Source organism: Nocardia sp. NPDC057272, assembly GCF_042668615.1.
Taxonomy (GTDB): domain Bacteria; phylum Actinomycetota; class Actinomycetes; order Mycobacteriales; family Mycobacteriaceae; genus Nocardia.
Genome location: NZ_JBHUYK010000018.1, coordinates 90644 through 106375 on the forward strand (window position 1 = coordinate 90644; position 15732 = coordinate 106375).

The 15732-nt window shown below is 65.4% G+C and carries 13 protein-coding genes; 2 read left to right on the forward strand and 11 right to left on the reverse strand.

Going from position 1 to position 15732, the window contains the following annotated elements:
- Positions 1 to 245: 245 nt before the first annotated feature.
- Both ACFULV_RS23110 and ACFULV_RS23115 read right to left on the reverse strand, forming a co-directional pair.
- Positions 246 to 1586, reverse strand: coding sequence for a tyrosine-type recombinase/integrase (locus ACFULV_RS23110; protein WP_378659897.1), 1341 nt, complete (start codon positions 1584 to 1586; stop codon positions 246 to 248).
- Between the two features lie 148 nt (positions 1587 to 1734).
- The gene (locus ACFULV_RS23115) at positions 1735 to 2094 is read right to left on the reverse strand and encodes a helix-turn-helix domain-containing protein (RefSeq protein WP_378659898.1); all 360 of its coding nucleotides are present in this window, start codon (positions 2092 to 2094) and stop codon (positions 1735 to 1737) included.
- Positions 2095 to 2703: 609 nt separating this feature from the next.
- Here ACFULV_RS23115 and ACFULV_RS23120 point away from each other — a divergent pair.
- Positions 2704 to 3663 (forward strand): pentapeptide repeat-containing protein, encoded by a 960-nt coding sequence (locus ACFULV_RS23120; protein WP_378659901.1) that lies wholly within the window; start codon positions 2704 to 2706, stop codon positions 3661 to 3663.
- A gap of 202 nt (positions 3664 to 3865) precedes the next feature.
- On the opposite strand, the gene ACFULV_RS23125 is transcribed toward ACFULV_RS23120, so the two are convergent.
- The 9 genes from ACFULV_RS23125 to ACFULV_RS23165 form a co-directional block, all read right to left on the reverse strand.
- Positions 3866 to 5224: a flavin monoamine oxidase family protein gene (locus ACFULV_RS23125; RefSeq protein ID WP_378659903.1), complete on the reverse strand. Its 1359-nt coding sequence runs from the start codon at positions 5222 to 5224 to the stop codon at positions 3866 to 3868.
- 42 nt (positions 5225 to 5266) lie between these two features.
- Positions 5267 to 5962 carry a transporter gene (locus ACFULV_RS23130; RefSeq protein ID WP_378659906.1) on the reverse strand — a complete coding sequence of 232 codons (696 nt, stop codon included), beginning with the start codon at positions 5960 to 5962 and terminating at the stop codon, positions 5267 to 5269.
- A gap of 358 nt (positions 5963 to 6320) precedes the next feature.
- Positions 6321 to 7619 carry an NAD(P)/FAD-dependent oxidoreductase gene (locus ACFULV_RS23135; RefSeq protein WP_378659908.1) on the reverse strand — a complete coding sequence of 433 codons (1299 nt, stop codon included), beginning with the start codon at positions 7617 to 7619 and terminating at the stop codon, positions 6321 to 6323.
- A gap of 5 nt (positions 7620 to 7624) precedes the next feature.
- Positions 7625 to 7999 carry a hotdog domain-containing protein gene (locus tag ACFULV_RS23140; RefSeq protein WP_378659910.1) on the reverse strand — a complete coding sequence of 125 codons (375 nt, stop codon included), beginning with the start codon at positions 7997 to 7999 and terminating at the stop codon, positions 7625 to 7627.
- Entirely contained in the window at positions 7996 to 9654 is a 1659-nt protein-coding gene (locus ACFULV_RS23145; RefSeq protein WP_378659913.1) for a flavin-containing monooxygenase, read from the reverse strand. Before ACFULV_RS23145 ends, ACFULV_RS23140 begins: the two co-directional genes overlap by 4 nt.
- 114 nt (positions 9655 to 9768) lie before the next feature.
- A complete protein-coding gene (locus ACFULV_RS23150; protein WP_378659915.1) occupies positions 9769 to 11226 on the reverse strand; it encodes an aldehyde dehydrogenase family protein in 1458 nt (485 codons plus the stop codon).
- An 18-nt stretch (positions 11227 to 11244) separates the two neighbouring features.
- On the reverse strand, positions 11245 to 12339 hold the full coding sequence (locus ACFULV_RS23155) for a Zn-dependent alcohol dehydrogenase (protein ID WP_378659917.1): 1095 nt from the start codon (positions 12337 to 12339) through the stop codon (positions 11245 to 11247).
- Positions 12339 to 13100 carry an enoyl-CoA hydratase/isomerase family protein gene (locus tag ACFULV_RS23160; protein WP_378659920.1) on the reverse strand — a complete coding sequence of 254 codons (762 nt, stop codon included), beginning with the start codon at positions 13098 to 13100 and terminating at the stop codon, positions 12339 to 12341. Before ACFULV_RS23160 ends, ACFULV_RS23155 begins: the two co-directional genes overlap by 1 nt.
- Positions 13097 to 14719 carry a class I adenylate-forming enzyme family protein gene (locus tag ACFULV_RS23165; protein WP_378659922.1) on the reverse strand — a complete coding sequence of 541 codons (1623 nt, stop codon included), beginning with the start codon at positions 14717 to 14719 and terminating at the stop codon, positions 13097 to 13099. Before ACFULV_RS23165 ends, ACFULV_RS23160 begins: the two co-directional genes overlap by 4 nt.
- 317 nt (positions 14720 to 15036) lie before the next feature.
- Here ACFULV_RS23165 and ACFULV_RS23170 point away from each other — a divergent pair, with 317 nt between their 5' ends.
- Entirely contained in the window at positions 15037 to 15711 is a 675-nt protein-coding gene (locus tag ACFULV_RS23170) for a TetR/AcrR family transcriptional regulator (RefSeq protein WP_378659925.1), read from the forward strand.
- Positions 15712 to 15732 lie beyond the last annotated feature (21 nt).

Consider the following 15732-nt stretch of genomic DNA (forward strand, 5'->3'; position numbering starts at 1 on the left):
AGGCCCCGCCTCGGATGTCTCCGACGCGGGGCCTCGAACGAAAAGAGCTGCTACGAGCTACTTTTCAAGAACTCGACAGCACTACTTCTGCGCGGCCTTGAACTCGCGGCGACGCCGGTGCAGGATCGGCTCGGGGTAGCTCGCTCGAGCTCCTTACTCGGTCTGACCTGCTATCACTGCTGTCGGATGCCGTCCCGTGGCCGTTTTGTGGACGTCTTGAGCGGGTCAGCAGGCATAACCGGCCATCATCGCGCATCAGCCAGATCGACAACCCGGCGCGCGTCAGGAACGTAGTGCCGTGCTGTTACAGGAGAATCCACCTCGTGCCCGAGGATCAGCCGAGCAGCCGGCAGGTCGTACTTTTCCGCTACCCGGGTCGCGCGTGTGGAGCGCAGCGTCCTGGGAGTGGACCATTGCAGGCCGGTTCCCTTCACGACTTTGCTCCAGGTCAACGACATCTGCTCCGACCGCACTACCTTTCCCGTGCGCGACGGGATAACCAGTCGATGTCCAGGAGTCGCGCCGATCCTCCGGCGCCGCAACATCGCCATGCATGCGGGGCCAGCTCTAATCGTTCGCATCGACTGCGCAGTCTTGGTGAACGGCTGCCGATACGCGACGCACACCACGTCCTCGTCGTCAAAATCTGGCCATCCCCGCGGGTAGACGATCTCACCGTCCTGGAGGTTGTACTGCTCGACAATGCTCCTCACCTGATGTACGCGAAGCTCAGAATCGATAATTGTTCCTGCAACCGTGACCTCGCACCGGTCGTAGTCGACGTCCTCGTCCAGCCGCACAGCAAGCGCTTCGCTGGGACGCGCAGCTAGTTCGTACGCGAGGAGCGTGAAGTCCACGTATCGCTGCTCGAACCAACGGCTAGCGTTGGGACGAGGGAAGTAGTCACGCTCTGCCTCCCAATACTGGTTCATCTCGTTCCTGCTGAACGGCTGCGGCTCGGCAGGAAAGTACGGGTTGACGGGGTTCCGACCGCGTGCCCGGTCGGTTGCCTTCGTGCGGGCGCCACCGTTACCCGCTACGCTGTTCACCGGATTGTCATCTCGGAGGCCGTCGTCGATCAACAACTGGAACGCGTTGCGCAGGATCGACTTCTGCCTGTTCTTCTTGTACGCGGTCCCGTTCATCTGCTCTAGGTGAATACGGACGTGGAACGGCCTGACGTTCAATGCCTTCATCTTGCCCAGCACCGAACCCGAAATCGTGATCTTGTCTTTGTCGCCGCGGCCCTTGGTCGCAGGGTTGATCTCCCGACGATAGTGTTTGGCGTTCTGGGGGCGTTTCGTCGCGTCGCGCTCATAGCGGTGAAGCCAGGCTTGGCACAGTTCCTCGACAGTCACATTCGAGCTGTACGCACCGAGCGATTCGACTCTTGGCTTCCATCCGGCGACGCGTCTCTTCAGATTCGCGCGGGCTTTCGGTTTGCTATCCCCAGAGGCGTGCAGCTTCGACGGATCCCCATACGGCTCGCCCACCAGACAGTGAATCTGAAAACATCGGCGCGCGGGGTTCCACTTCGGCTCGCTGAACTTCCCTGGGACTCCAGGTTCCAGCTCAATCTGCGGCATACTTCACCGACCTCTCGGCCACGTGGTCGCTTCGGCGCGATCGGGCGCGCCATCAGCTATGACGTCCAGCGAGAGCGTAGGAAGACCAGGACGAACATGAAAGCCCATAAAGATAGCTGTAAGTTGGCTACGGAGCCTGCGAGTGGTACTAGTCATCGCCGACCGTGTGCTCTTCTATGAAGGCGCGTAGAGCATCCCACGGATACAGGACCCTGCGGCCGTACTTCACATAGGAGGGCCCGACGCCGTGGTGCCGGTCATTGGCGAGCTTTCCGACGGAAGTTCGCAGGTACTTCGCTGCTTCTGCCGGAGTTGCCAACTGACTGCGGGCTGGCTCTGAACGGGGGATTCGCTGCAGCAGCCGCAAAAGTGCATCTGCTGCAGCAGCATTGAGAACGGGTAGGTCTCGCGGGCCGACGACGCCGACTGCGTCGGATTCGGCACCATCATCACGCTCGACCGGGCGGTTAGCCGGATTCGGCGAAGAGGGTTGATTGGAAGATGACATGACAGACTCCTGTAACCCCTGTCAACGGCTCTTCCACAGTCCATGAAACCTGAATTTTCGTCTTGGCGCCAGTCAATTCACACGATGTGACGAACCCCGTCGCTGCTCGTCTGGGCCCTGATTGGCCGATGTGATCGGTACTGTAAGGCCCGTTCTCGCTGTCGGACTCTTGGAAGGTTTCCGGGGTGATCCGGCCCCAGTCGGTGGCAACTATTTCCACGGGCGTTCTCCTGGAAATCGGTGGCTGAGCTGCGGTTTCGTGCAGCGTAACGATGGCCACCGACCATCCCTCCGGTCGCCGTCCCTGGTGTTACCGGGAAACTGTGCTCTAGCAGGGGTTTTGAGGGCTACGTGTCCGATAATCGACATTATCGGACACATACTGTACCGCCCCGACCAGAGAACCCGTCGACGTCGACATATCTGAAGGCGTGCTCGCCGAGGAGTGAGGATGGCCGAGCGGTTGGGGGTTTCTAACTCGCGCGCCGAGGCAGGTCTCGAGGTAGCTCGTTCGGGGAAGAATCATTGGCCCGCCACTTCCGGGTTCAGCGACACTTCCGGTGAATTGTGTTGTCGGGGATACTTTCCGGTGATGGAGGGAGGCGATCCATGCCGGTCGATCAAGATTCCGCGGCCCGGGAAAACGCCGAGGGAGCCCAGCCTGTACCGCAGCGGGGGCAAGGGTCGCGCGCGGTTGCCGGGTTCTTCAGCTGGTCGGGGTGGACGACGGTGACCGCGCTGGCGACAACGATCGCGGCGTTCGGCGCGTTGTGGTTCACCGGGCAGACCCTGCGAGCCACCAACGGCCAACTCGGTCTGCAACAGCAGATCGCGGTCACCGACCGGCTACAGAAAGCCGTGGAACAGCTGTCCGCGGAATCGGTCGATACCCGGCTGGCGGGGATCTATCTACTCGAACGCCTCGCCAAGGATTCCCCGCCCGATCACGAACCGGTCTTCGCGATCCTGTCGGCCTACGTGCGCACCCACACCGACCTGGCTCGCTGCCCCCGACCGGAATCGGACCCTCGCACCTTCCGTGCCACCCCGCCGGCACCGGACATTCAAGCGGTCCTGACCGTGATCGGACGACGGGAGCCCAGCCGTGACCTGCCCTATCGGATCGATCTGCGCAACACTTGCTTGGCAGGTGCCGATCTAGCCAGGACCAACCTCACTCACGTCCAACTCACCGGTGCCAACCTGGCCGAGGCCAACCTCTACGACGCCGATCTGTCGTCGTCGTTCATCATGAACGCCGACTTGACCGGCGCCTCGCTGATCGGGACGCGCGCTCATCGCACCGTGCTGGTACGCGCCAATCTGTCAGGGGCCGATCTTTCTCGCGCGGATTTCGAGGGTGCAGTACTGATGGAGGCCGATCTACGGAACGCCAGGCTGGCTGATGCAACGCTGAACCTAGCGAATATCGGAGGGGCCGATCTGCGTGGAGCCGATCTCGGATCAGCCGACCTCACCGCCGTCACGACCACCAGCACGACAGGAGTTCCGCTCCGTTACGACGACACCACTCGCTGGCCACCGAACTACCCGCAACCGCCACGCTGAACGCAGCATCCACGAAGCCGCAGGGGTGACTGCGCTGAAGGGCAAATCGGAGCCGAAGACGATGCGGTCGGGGCTGGTGACGGCCTCCGGCCGCCCAGCGTGCGGACCGTTCCTGCCGAGCGCCTCCTATAGTGGGCCGCTCGGCAGCCGCCGGGTAACCTCTCGACGAACTGGCAGTCATGACCGGCCGTCGATTGCCGACCTATCGCGACCGACCCAAGCTCGCCACTACGGCCAGCGCTGAACGCTCACCGGAGGCAGCGGCGTCGGCGAGTGACGGCATGTCGAGCTGGTAGTCGCCCGCCAGGTAGATGCCGTCGAGCGGATCACGCAACGTCGGGAGCGATTCGCGCCGCCCCGGCGCCCAGAACGGTACGACCCGGCGATGCCTGCGCAGAATGCCCTGCCCCAGTTTGCCTTCCAGCTCAGGCAGCAGCCCGAGCAAGTCGGCGGTGAAGCGCTCCACGATCGCCTCGTCGGGCAGGTCGAGCAACTCGTCGGCCTTACCGCCACCGGCGAAACAGGCCAGGGCGCCGCCCGGCTTGCGGTCGCTGCCGGTGCGCAGTGCCGCGGCGTGGTTGAACACGGCCTGGAACGACAGCTGCGGTGCGGAGATGGCGAAGTAGTTGTCCCACGACTGCGGCCCTGCTTCCTCGGTGAAGAAGCCGACCACCACATAGCGGCCGTAGGTGATGTCGTTGAACGCGTTACGGTACTGCTGCGGCAGATCCGGGATGATTCGCTCGGTGACATCGGCGGGCGCGGTGACAATCGCGCGCGCGGCCCGCAACCGCTTGGGGCGATCGCCGTCGAGGTAGTCGACGACCACACCGTCACCGTCGCGACGCACCGATTGGACCACCGAGTTCAGGCGAATGCGGGCGCCGAGATCCTCGGTGAGCACGTCGGTCAGCGTCTGGTTGCCGCCCGCGGGTAGCGAGAAATTCGGCACCTTCTCCGGGTCGGCCAGCGCCATGCCGACCGAGGTGACGAACTGGGTGGCCGCTGTTTCGTTCAGGTCGCATCCCATCCACTGCGCCGCCCACGACCGGACGATGGTGGCAGCCAACTCCGAGCGGACACCGCCCAGCACATACGACGCGAGTTTGCGGTCGAGCCGGGCGCGCACCCGCTGCGCGATACGGCTCTGCGACTCGAGGAACGGCGTGACCGCGAGAATGCGCGTGCCGACGATGGCCAGACCGAGCCGATCCAGCATGGACATCCGCGTACGGAACATGAGCGCGAACGGATTCGAGGTGTCGACCGTCGAACCGTTCAAGTGCAGCGCGACGCTCTTGCCCGCGAGCGAACCCATCTCGATGCCGTGCCGATCGAGGGCATCGATCAGCGTGCCGGTGCCCTCGGTGAACTGGGTACCGACATTGATCCAGTAATCGCCCTGCCGAACGGTGTCGACGCGTCCGCCCGTGCGATCGGTGGATTCGAGTACCACTACCTCGGCGTGGGGCGTGAGGGTGGTCGCCGCCGTCAAACCCGCCATTCCGGCGCCGATGACAAGGACTTCGGTAGTTTCTTCCTGCATATCTTGCGGTGCCATGTCGCTTCGGCCTTTCTCGATCGCTCGAAGGGAATCCGGCGACTACGCCGTGACCGCGGCGTCGTCCGTCACAGCCTGAGCGTCGAAGCGCCTGTTGTACGCATCGAACGCCCGGTATGCGCGGTAGTACGCGAACATCTGCAGGCCCCAGGTGGACAGTGCGAAGATGTAGAAGATCGTGTGCTCGGCGTCGTCGCCCGGGATGTGCACGAAATCGTAGGTAGCAGCGATCAAGAATCCGCACGCAGTAGCCACACCGGCCCACACCGCGTGCCCACGCTCACCGATATCCCACAGGCGCTTGCTGAAATAGATCAGGAAGAACGTGGTGAGCACGTTGACCACGATGTAGAAGATCTTGCCCGGCGTTCCGATCTCCTCGGCATAAGTGCTGAGCACGAAGCCGACCACACCCGCGAGTGCGAATGCACCGATGTCGACCGTCGCCGACGGCTTGTATCGGTGGGTGACCTTCATCAACCCGAGCACCAGGATCAGCGTGATACCGACGGACCGCGAGAAGGCATCCAAGAAGTAGGCGAACGTGTACATCGGGCTGTCGTGCCCGGCCTTCAGCAGGCCGTAGATCAGGAAGTTCGTTCCCGAAGTCGCTACAACGATCCACTCGATACCGAGCAGATAATTTCGGTAGTTCCGAATGAACTTGATGCCGTAGGTGAAACCGACAGCGACCATCCAGATGTCCGCGACCGCGAAAAGCAGTTCTTTGATGGACATGATCTTCTCCTTGAAATGGTGACACCCGCCGGCGAGCGGCAATGGGTCGATTCGTCAGCGAGCCGAGCGAGAAAGGACCGATAGGCGACTCGCTCCGGCAATCCATAGGTCCGGCATCCGGCCGCCGAGGGGGTAACCCCGACGCGGGCCGGAATGTGATGCCAGTCATAACGGTAGCGCAAGTGGGTCATATGATCAAGGCATTTGACCCACTCTTTCGGAGGAACCGAACAACCCACGCCAACGGTGATCGCAGGGTCGCCGAAACGCGAAAACGCCGAACCCGCTCGTGTGCGAGTTCGGCGTTGCGATGGCTGATTTCAGCCTGTTCGAGCCCGTGGGATGACCGGGCCAGATTTCATTTTCCGATCGCGGCCAACCGGTCGGCGGCGCGGTCGGCGAGCCAGCCGAGATACAGCGCGGGGTTGCTCACGAAGCTGGGCCAGAACCGTTTGCTGCCGTGCCAGATCGCAGCCAGGTCCTCGTGCATCGGCACGCCGGTGACCTGATCGGCCAGGAGCTGGCCCACGTACTGCGCCTGAGCGAAGCCGTGGCCGTTGCATGCCTCCGAATAGAGCACGTTGTCGGAGGCCTCGCCCGCGACCGGCAGCCACGTCGAACTCATACCGATCCAGCCACCCCACGCTTGCACCGGCTTGACGTCACTCAGACCGGGGAAACGCTCATGGAACCCACGTACAAGGTCGTCGACAACGTTCGGGGCGGGGGTGCGATCCGGCAGCGGGTTACGGCCGGCCTGGATACGGCGGGTGCCGAAGGCGATGGTTCCGCGGGGGGTGACGCGGTAGCTCTCGAGGATCATGTGCAGCGTCACCAGGGGAGCACGACTCGTCCAGCCGATCTCGTCGAGCCGTTCGGGCGCAACAGGTTCGGTTTCCACCAGCGAGGTCCACACCGGGGTGGCGAGGTGTTTGGGCGCGATGGACAGCCCGTTGCTCGCGGCATTGGTGGTGAGCAGCGCCTTGCGGGCCCGGACTCGACCGTTCGGGGTGACGACACTGACCCGCCCGCCCGAGTCGACGACATCACGCGCGGGCGTGGCCTCGTAGACGCGCACTCCCGCGGCGATCGTCGCGGCGCGCAGTCCGAGCGCGAACTTGCCCGGATTGACTGTGCCACCGACGCCCTCGCGAATACCACCGAGGAAACCCTGCGGCAGACCGGCGTCGGGGCCCTCCACGAATTCGGCGTTCGATCCGGCCTCGGCCATGACCTTCGCATTGCGGCGCGCGTGCCGCAGCTGACCCTTCGACACCGCCGCCATCACGATGCCCTCCTGCCGGTAATCGCACTCGATCCCGTGCCGGGCGATCGCTTCCTCGGCGAAATGCACCGAGTGCTCGGCGTAGCGGTACAGCTCGCGCAACCGCTCACGTTTCATCAGGAAGCCCAGCATCTCCGGGTCGGCGGCGACCGAGTTGGTGATGTATCCGGCGTTGCGTGAGGTGGCACCCCAGCCCAGCGTCTTCGCCTCGAGCAGCACCACATCGACGCCCTTCTCGGCGAGCCGCAGGGCGGCCGACATGCCGCCGCCCCCGCCGCCGATCACCACGACGTCGCAGTCGATCTCACCGACCAGTGACGGTTGGACCTTGGCGGGTTGGTCGGCCCACCCGGTGTCGTCGATCAATTTCATGGTGCCTACTCCGTTCCATCGGCGGGGATGACCGCAGTGCCGCGCGCGCGGACCGCCACCAGCGGCGGATTCAGCACATGCGCACGACCGGTGTCATCGGAGCCCCGGCAGATCACCCGGAGCTCGAAATCGACTGTGCGACTTCGGTTTCCCTTCTTCACCAGGGTTGCCTCGGCCTCGACGACATCACCACCCCGGATCGGGGCGAGAAAGTCCACCGACGAGTAGCCGGCGAACAGACCCTCGTGGCCGTCCAGTTCGATCGACAGATTCGTGCCGACGTCGCCGAACAGCTTCAAGGCGTAGGCACCGTCGACGAGGTTACCGGCGTAGTGCGCGTCGGAGAACGCGACATACCGCCGATGGACTACCGCGCTCATGCGATCTCCTCGTGAATCGGGCCGACGGTGCGCGACTGGGTTTCGCCGTCGATCGCGACGCCGGGGTAGCCGCGCTTGGCGATCTCGGTGCACATGCGGCGGTACTTGCCGACACCACCCAGGTAACCCAGGAAGGTGCTGGGTTTTCCCTCGACGTTGGAGCCCCGGTACCAGGAGTCGGTCGTGGCGTACAGCGTTTGGGACACGGTCCACTCGGTGATGTCGACCCATTCCTGCTGGGCCTCAGGGGTGGCCTCGACCAGCGTGGCGCCGGTGTCACGGGCGTGTTCGATGAGGTCGGCGATCCAGTCGACGGCTTGCTCGATCGTCACCACCACATTGCTGGCCAGCGCGGGACTCAGCGGTCCGGCGACCATGAAGAAGTTAGGGAAGTCGGCGGCCATGTATCCGAGGTAGGAGCGGATTCCGTCGCTCCAGACTTCCTGCAGCTTCTTGCCGGAGGCGCCGGTGAGATTGAGACCGTACAGCGGGCCGGTGAAGGCGTCGAACCCGATCGCGAGCACGATGACGTCCACTTCGTAGGTGCTGTTCGGGGTGACGATCGCGTGCTCGGTCATCGTCTCGATCGGCTCGTCCCGCAGCGACACCAGCGACACGTTCGACCGGTTGTAGGTCTCGTAGTAGTCGGTGCCGAACACGCTGCGCTTGGCGCCGAGCGGGTGATACTTGGGTACCAGCAGTTCCGCGGTGGCCGGGTCCGCCACGATCTCGCGGATCTTGTCGTGAATGAACTCCGACGCGGTTCGGTTGGCCTCGGCGTCGAAGAGCAGGTCGGCGAACTCGGCGCCGACGCCGAGGAAACCGCTGCGTTCGTAGGCCGCCTCGTACCGTCGCTTGCGCTCTTCGTCGGAGACATCGAAAGCGTTGTCGGTGACGGGGCGATCGGGGATGCCACCGGGCGAGTGCCTGCACTGCTCACGGATGCCGACATAGTTGTCCTTGACGGTGGCAACCTGCTCCGCAGTCAGTTCGGCGTTGCGCGCGGGCATCACGTAGTTCGGGGTGCGCTGGAATACCGTGAGGTGCTCGGCGACCTCGGCGATCAGCGGAATGGCTTGCACGCCCGAGGATCCGGTGCCGATCACCGCCACGCGCTTGCCCTTCAGCTCGTCGAGCGAGATGTTCCACCGGCTGGTCGAGACCGTCTGCCCGGTGAAGTTCGACAGGCCGGGCACATCGAAATCCTTCGGAGTGGACAGGCCGCCGGCACCCGAGACCAGGTAGCGACTGCGCCGGACCTCGCCGTTGTCGAGGTGGACCTCCCACAGCCGATCGGCGGCGTTCCAGGTCGAGGCGACGACGCGGGTGTTGAAGGTGAAGTACTTGCGCAGATCGAAACGGTCCGCGACGTGCTCGATGTAGCTGAGAATTTCGGCCTGGGGGGCGAAGCGCTGGCTCCACGTCCACTCCTGCTGGAGCGTCTCGTCGAAGGAGTACGAGTAGTAAATGCTCTCGACGTCACAGCGGGCGCCCGGATAGGTGTTCCAGAACCAGGTGCCGCCGACGCTGGGTCCGGCTTCGAAACCGGCGAAGGTCCAGCCTGCTGTCGTCAGCCGGTGCGAGAGGTAGACGCCGGTGAAGCCGGCACCGACACCGATGACGTCGACGATCTCTGAGGTAGGGGTGGAGTTCATGGCAGGAGCCGCTTTCCTTAGTATGGTCGACCGACTGGATCAAATGACCTAGTTGAAGTACACCAGTGGTACCGGTCACAGTCAAGGGGTTGGGCGGAAGTCGTTCCGCGATCGCTACAACGGCAGGTCGGGTGAATCGACGCCGACCACGCGGTCGCCGCAGAACACCCGGACCGACTCACCGGGGCCGTGGCCGCCGATTCCGGAAGCGCCCCAGAAACTTTGGGCCGAATCGTCGGCCAGGTCGGCGACCTTGGCGCCGTTCACGCGCACCTCCCCCGACAGGACCCGGGAGCCGACTTCGATGGCGCGATCCAGGTCGCCGCCGAACACGTAGGCGTCCAGACCAGAGGGGTTGGCGTTGGCCACCCGCAGGGCGTGTTCGTCGGACTCCACGGCGTGCAGACTGATGAGCGGGCCGAACAGTTCTGCGGTTGCCAGGGCCGGGTCGACTCCCGTGGCGATCGTGGGCGAGAGGAAGAAGCCGTCCAGGGCGGGGAGTTTCGCGGGCTGGTGGATGGTGGCGCCGTGGGCGCGCAGCCCGTCGATGCGGCTACGCAGTGTGCCGTAGTGCGGGGCGTTGGAGATGGGGCCGAGTTCGGTGCGCTCATCCAGGGAGTTGCCGATTTCGATCCGGGCGATGCGGTCGAGCAGGGCTTCGAGCAGGGGCTCGACCAGGCTCTTGTGTGCCAGCACCTTGCCGGGACCCTCGCACCACTGACCGTTCAGCTTCGTCATGCCGTCGAGGATGCCGTCAGCGGTCACGTCGATGTCGGCGTCGTCGAGCACCAGGGCCGGGTTATTGCCGCCGAGCTCGAGCTGGAGCACCTTGAAGTCCTCCGCGGCCGCGCGGGCGATGGCCCGGCCCGCGTTCGGGCCGCCGGTGAAGGAGACGATCTTCACGCGCGGGTCGCCGGTGACGGCCGCGCCCACGTCACCCGCGCCGTGCAGTAGCTGCAGCGCGCCGGCGGGCAGACCGGCCTTGACGAAGCTCTCGACGATGATCTGCGCGCTGCTCGGCGCATGCTCCGACGGCTTGAGGATGACCGGGCAGCCGGCGGCCAGCGCGCTCACCAGCTTCGAGGCGGGGATGAAACTGGGGCCGTTCCAGGGGGTGAGGATGGCGGCGGGGCCCCACGGGACCTTGTAGAGCCGCACGTCGCGCCCACCGGCCGCGAGCGCCGTGCGCCGCGGGAGAGTGCGCAATTCCGCGGCGGCGGAACGGATTCGGTGCGGCAGGAACTGCGCGACCAACCGGGACTTGGCGATCGGGACGCCGCTGGTGAGGGCGTCGGTGCGGGCGATGTCCTCGATCCGGGACTCGATGATGTCGGCCGCGCGCTCGATGATCTCGGCGCGTTCCTCGCTCGCCGCGTCGTCCCAGCGTTCGAAGCCGTAGGACTGTTCGGCGTGGCGCAGGGCGCGTTCGACGTCGGCGTGGGTGGTGGTGACCTGGCGGTGCACTGGCTCGCCGGTGTTCGGGTCGAGGTTCCAGGCGCCGGGAATCGTAGCGCACTCGGACCAGTCGTCGGCGATGTAGTTGATCGGTTGGGGCAGTTGTGGATTCGACATGAGGAGCTCCTTCGGGGATCAGACGGTGAGGTCGGCGACGATGCGGGTGACCTCGCCGGACTTCATTGCCTCGAAGCCCTTGTCGATGTCGTGGAACGGGATGATGTCGCTGACCATCTCGTCGAGCAGCAGCCGCCCCTGCTGGTACTGCCGGGCGAACTGGGCGATGTCTTCTTGCGCCTGCCCCGAACCCATGTAAGAACCGATGAGGCGCTTCTCGCCGAAGAAGAAGCTGGAGGCGGGCAGCGTCAGGTCGGTGCCGTCGGGGGCGATACCGACCAGGCACGCGGTGCCGGTGGGCCGCAGCACTGCCAGCGCGGTGGCCGCGGTGCGCGCGCTGCCGACCGCCTCGAACGAGTAGTCGACGCCGTCACCGAGCAGCTGCTGGATCTCGGCGGGCACGTCGGTGGCGCCGTTCACCACGTGGGTGGCACCGTAGGTCCGGGCCGCCGCGAGTCTGGCGTCATCGAGGTCGACGGCGACGATCGCCGACGCACCGGCCAGGCGCGCACCTTGGATGATGGCCGAACCGACGCCGCCACAACCGATTACGGCGACGGTGGCACCAGGCCGGACCTGGGCGCCGCGGAACACCGCACCCACACCGGTGATGATGCAGCACGAGAGCAGGCAGCCCACGTGCAGACCCACGTCGTCGGGCACCTGTACCAGCGCGTTCTCGCGCATGAGAGTGTGCCGGGAGAACGCGCCGACATCGCCGAGCCGGTGCACTTCCTGACCGCCGGGCAGCTGGAAGGCGGGCCGGGGCCGCTGCCGGAGCTGCGCGGTGCGCTGACACTGGGTCGGGTGCCCGACCTGGCAGTTGCGGCACGCACCGCAGGAGGGTGTGAGTGCACCGACGACCCGATCGCCGGGTCGCAGGGTGGTGACCGCGGAGCCGACCGATTCGACCACACCCGCCACTTCGTGCCCGACCACCACGGGCAGGTCGGCGCCGACGGTTCCGGTCATGTAGTGCAGGTCGCTGTGGCACAGACCGACGTTCGAGACGGCCAGGCGGACCTCGTTGGGTTGCGGGTCGTCGACCATGATCTCGGTGAATTCCAGGGGTTGGTTCACCGCGGTGAGCACCGCTGCTTCGGTCGTGATCATCACTGTCTCCGTTCGTTCTTCGATGCCAGGAAGCCCGCGATGCCCTCGGTGAGGGCGCCGGACTCCCAGGACTGGCGGGCCGCGTCGTCTTCGCGGGCGAAGGCGGCCTCGATCTCGTCGGCACGCGGGCGCAACAGGCCCAGATGCTGTGCGGTGGTGCGGGAATCGGGGTTCCACCGGCGCACGGTGTCAACCGCGCGCGGAAGGAGGTACTCCTCGGCGACGATCTCGTCCAGGAGCCCGATGCGCAGTGCCTCATCGGCTTTCACGCGTTCGGAGCCGAGGACGATGCGCATCGCGTGATTGCCGACCAGGCGGCTCAGCAGGAAGCTCGACGCGTTGGAGATGATGATTCCGCGGTGGTTCTCCGGTTGGAAATACTCGGCGGCCGGGCTGCCGATCCGTGCGTCGCAGCACAGCGTGATCTCCGAGGCGCCGCCGACCGCGATGCCGTTCACGGCCGCGATCACCGGGATTTGGGTCTCCAGAACCGCGCGGGTGACGTCGTGGAAGGTCGCGACGGCCCCGCGGAGCTCGTCGTAGGTGGTCGGCGCCGCGTGCAGGTCTTCCCCGGCGGAGAAGGCCCGGCCGGCTCCGGTCAGCACGATCCCGCGCACGAGATCGCCCGGGCCGAAGTGGCGAATGGTCTGGGCGAGCTGGATGCGGGTGGCTACGTCGAGCGCGTTCAGCTTGTCCGGCCGGTTCAGGGTGAGCACCGCGACGTCGTCGTCGATGCGGGTGGCCAGGTAGTTGTCTGTCACGTCCGGCTCCTCTCCTCGCGCGGGGGTTGCAGGTCGTAGGTGGTGCCGGGACGCTCGGCGGCGCGTGCCTTCAGCGCGGGCTTGGATACCCGTTCAGACGGGGTGCGCGGAAAATCGGCGACGAATTCCACGTAGCGCGGAAGTTTGAAGCGCGCCAGCTGGTTTCGGGCATTGTCGAGGATCCGCTGCGCGGTCTCACGGCTCTGTTCAACGCCGGGCGCCAGTTGCACGAAGGCTTTGACCTCTTCACCGAACAGCTCGTCGGGCACGCCCACGACCGCCGTCGCGACCACGGTGTCGTCGCGTTCGAGAACGCGTTCGACCTCGGCGCTGGCGATGTTCTCCCCACCGCGGCGGACCATGTCCTTGATCCGGCCGACCAGCCGGACGCTGCCCGCCTCACGGACGGCGACATCGCCGGTGTGCAGCCAGCCGTCGCGCAGGACCTGCGCGGTGTCCTCGGGACGGTTCCAGTAGCCGAGCATCATCGGCTTGCCCGCGGTGATCAATTCGCCGGACTCGCCCTCGGCGACCTCGCGGCCCTCGGAATCCACCACGCGGATCTGCTTGGTGGGAACCGGTTGCCCCAGACGTCCGCTGCCGACGTCACCGACATTCTCGGGCAGGCTGACCAGATCGACGCCGCTCTCGGTCATCCCGAAGATCTCCCGCCACGGCGCACCCCACCGATGCTCGAGCACCGCGTGCAGCGCGACGGGGACAGCCGAGCAGAGCACGATACGCAGATCGTTGTCGCGGTCCTGCACAGTAAGCGGCTGCTTGAACAGCAGCGTCGGCATCGACCCGAGCACGTAGCAGAACGTGGCTCGGTGCTTACGGACGTCGGCCATGAAACCGGAGGCGGAGAATCGGGCAAGCACCACCAGCGGCGCGCCGATCGTGAGGCACAGCGAGGTGTTCCACTGCGGGTCCATGTATGAGAACGGCTGCGAGGTGAGCGCCACGTCGTCGGCGCCGAGGCCGGTCGCTTTGGCGCAGATCCAGCCCAGGCGAGTCCAGTAATCGTGGGTCAACATGCAAGCCTTGGGGAATCCGGTTGTCCCCGAGGTGTATTGGAGGTTTGCGAGGGTCTCGCCCGTGATGTCGATCGCGGGTCGGTCCACCGGGTACGCCGCGAGCTCGTCGGGCGAGGCGGCTTCGACGATGCGGACGTCGGCCAGGTCGATGTTCGCGGCGCGTACCTCGTCGACGAGCGCGGTGTGCTCAGCGTCGGTGAACAGCACCCGGGCGCCGGAATCCTGGAGAACGAATTCCAGATCGGCCCGCTGATACGACGAGTTGACCGGGACCGTCACCGCGCCCGCCTTGAGGATCGCCAGCCAGGCGACCGGCCATTGCACGACGTTGGGCAGCATGATCGCGATCCGGTCTCCCGGTCGGACACCCTCGTCGGTGATCAGTCGATGTGCCAGACGCGAAGTCCAGTCGTCGATTTCGGCGTAGGTCCAGGACCCGTCCGCGAACCGCAGGAATTCGCGGCCGGGAGAGCGGACGGACCGGTCGGCCAGAAGACCGACGAGGGTGTCGATCGGCGGGTCCACCGCCAAGCGCTCGAGCGCGCTCGAGCGTTCGGGGTGGACCGATTCGACTTGGGTCATGTCGTCCTCTTCGCGGTAGCAGGTGGTAGGTCGTCGATCGACCTGCAGTCGCCGGGCTGCGGCAGGCGCGGTGCTCACGCCGTCACGAGTGGTTCTAGATGGGCCGGGATCGCCACGCCGCAGAGCGGGAGTGCGATCACTAGTGGGTGCAGATGTGAGGCCTGCCATAACGGTAGCTGTAGTGGGTCAATTGATCAAGGCATATGACTAACTATTTGGACTCGCCTCCAGTGAAATGCTCGCTCGTGCGCTGTTCAGACTGGTAATGTCAACGTTGACTTGATCAATCGTTCAGATTTGATTCGAAGGAGTTCCGCATGGCTCGCATTCGTGCCGCCGAACGACGCGCCGAGTTGGTGGCCGCGGCCGTGCGCGTGATCGCCGCCCACGGCGTGGACGGTGCCACCACTCGCCGCATCGCCGAAGAGGCGAGCGCACCCCTGGCCACGCTGCACTACTGTTTCGCCACCAAGGAGGTGCTGTTCGCGGCTGTCTTCGAATATCTCGCCGGCGAGTATCGAGACGTGCTGAACCGCAGCGACGTCCACAGCGACGTGCAGAACACCGCCCGCGGACTGTTACGCGGCGTGCTGGAGTGGTATCTGGAGAATCCGGATTTCGGCGCGACCATTCTGGAGTTGATCAGCTGGGGTCAGCGCGAGGGCGAGCAAGCCGAGGTTGTGTACGCCTCAGCCTTCGCGACCATGCGTACGATCCTCGAGGGCACCACGACCGCCGCGGGCCGACCGGTCAGCTCTGACATGATCGACCAGCTGATCTATGTGGTGTCCGCACTGTCCGACGGCTTCGCCCTCAACTGGCTGGTGTTCACCGACATCGCCGCCGCGCGAGTACAAATGGAACTCACTGTCGGCGTGCTCGATGCGTGGATGGCGGCCAACCTCGGCGGGGCCGCCCCTTCCACCCAGCCGGTGGAGATCACGACCGAGCCGGACATGCGGTCGCTGGTGTCCTGGGTGCACGTGGACTGACCGCACCGAACCGACAGCACC

Coding starts and splice junctions, on each gene's coding strand:
- ACFULV_RS23110 (WP_378659897.1), bottom strand. CDS start 1,586: ATGCCGCAGATTGAGCTGGAACCTGGAGTCCCAGGGAAGTTCAGCGAG.
- ACFULV_RS23115 (WP_378659898.1), bottom strand. CDS start 2,094: ATGTCATCTTCCAATCAACCCTCTTCGCCGAATCCGGCTAACCGCCCG.
- ACFULV_RS23120 (WP_378659901.1), top strand. CDS start 2,704: ATGCCGGTCGATCAAGATTCCGCGGCCCGGGAAAACGCCGAGGGAGCC.
- ACFULV_RS23125 (WP_378659903.1), bottom strand. CDS start 5,224: ATGGCACCGCAAGATATGCAGGAAGAAACTACCGAAGTCCTTGTCATC.
- ACFULV_RS23130 (WP_378659906.1), bottom strand. CDS start 5,962: ATGTCCATCAAAGAACTGCTTTTCGCGGTCGCGGACATCTGGATGGTC.
- ACFULV_RS23135 (WP_378659908.1), bottom strand. CDS start 7,619: ATGAAATTGATCGACGACACCGGGTGGGCCGACCAACCCGCCAAGGTC.
- ACFULV_RS23140 (WP_378659910.1), bottom strand. CDS start 7,999: ATGAGCGCGGTAGTCCATCGGCGGTATGTCGCGTTCTCCGACGCGCAC.
- ACFULV_RS23145 (WP_378659913.1), bottom strand. CDS start 9,654: ATGAACTCCACCCCTACCTCAGAGATCGTCGACGTCATCGGTGTCGGT.
- ACFULV_RS23150 (WP_378659915.1), bottom strand. CDS start 11,226: ATGTCGAATCCACAACTGCCCCAACCGATCAACTACATCGCCGACGAC.
- ACFULV_RS23155 (WP_378659917.1), bottom strand. CDS start 12,339: ATGATCACGACCGAAGCAGCGGTGCTCACCGCGGTGAACCAACCCCTG.
- ACFULV_RS23165 (WP_378659922.1), bottom strand. CDS start 14,719: ATGACCCAAGTCGAATCGGTCCACCCCGAACGCTCGAGCGCGCTCGAG.
- ACFULV_RS23170 (WP_378659925.1), top strand. CDS start 15,037: ATGGCTCGCATTCGTGCCGCCGAACGACGCGCCGAGTTGGTGGCCGCG.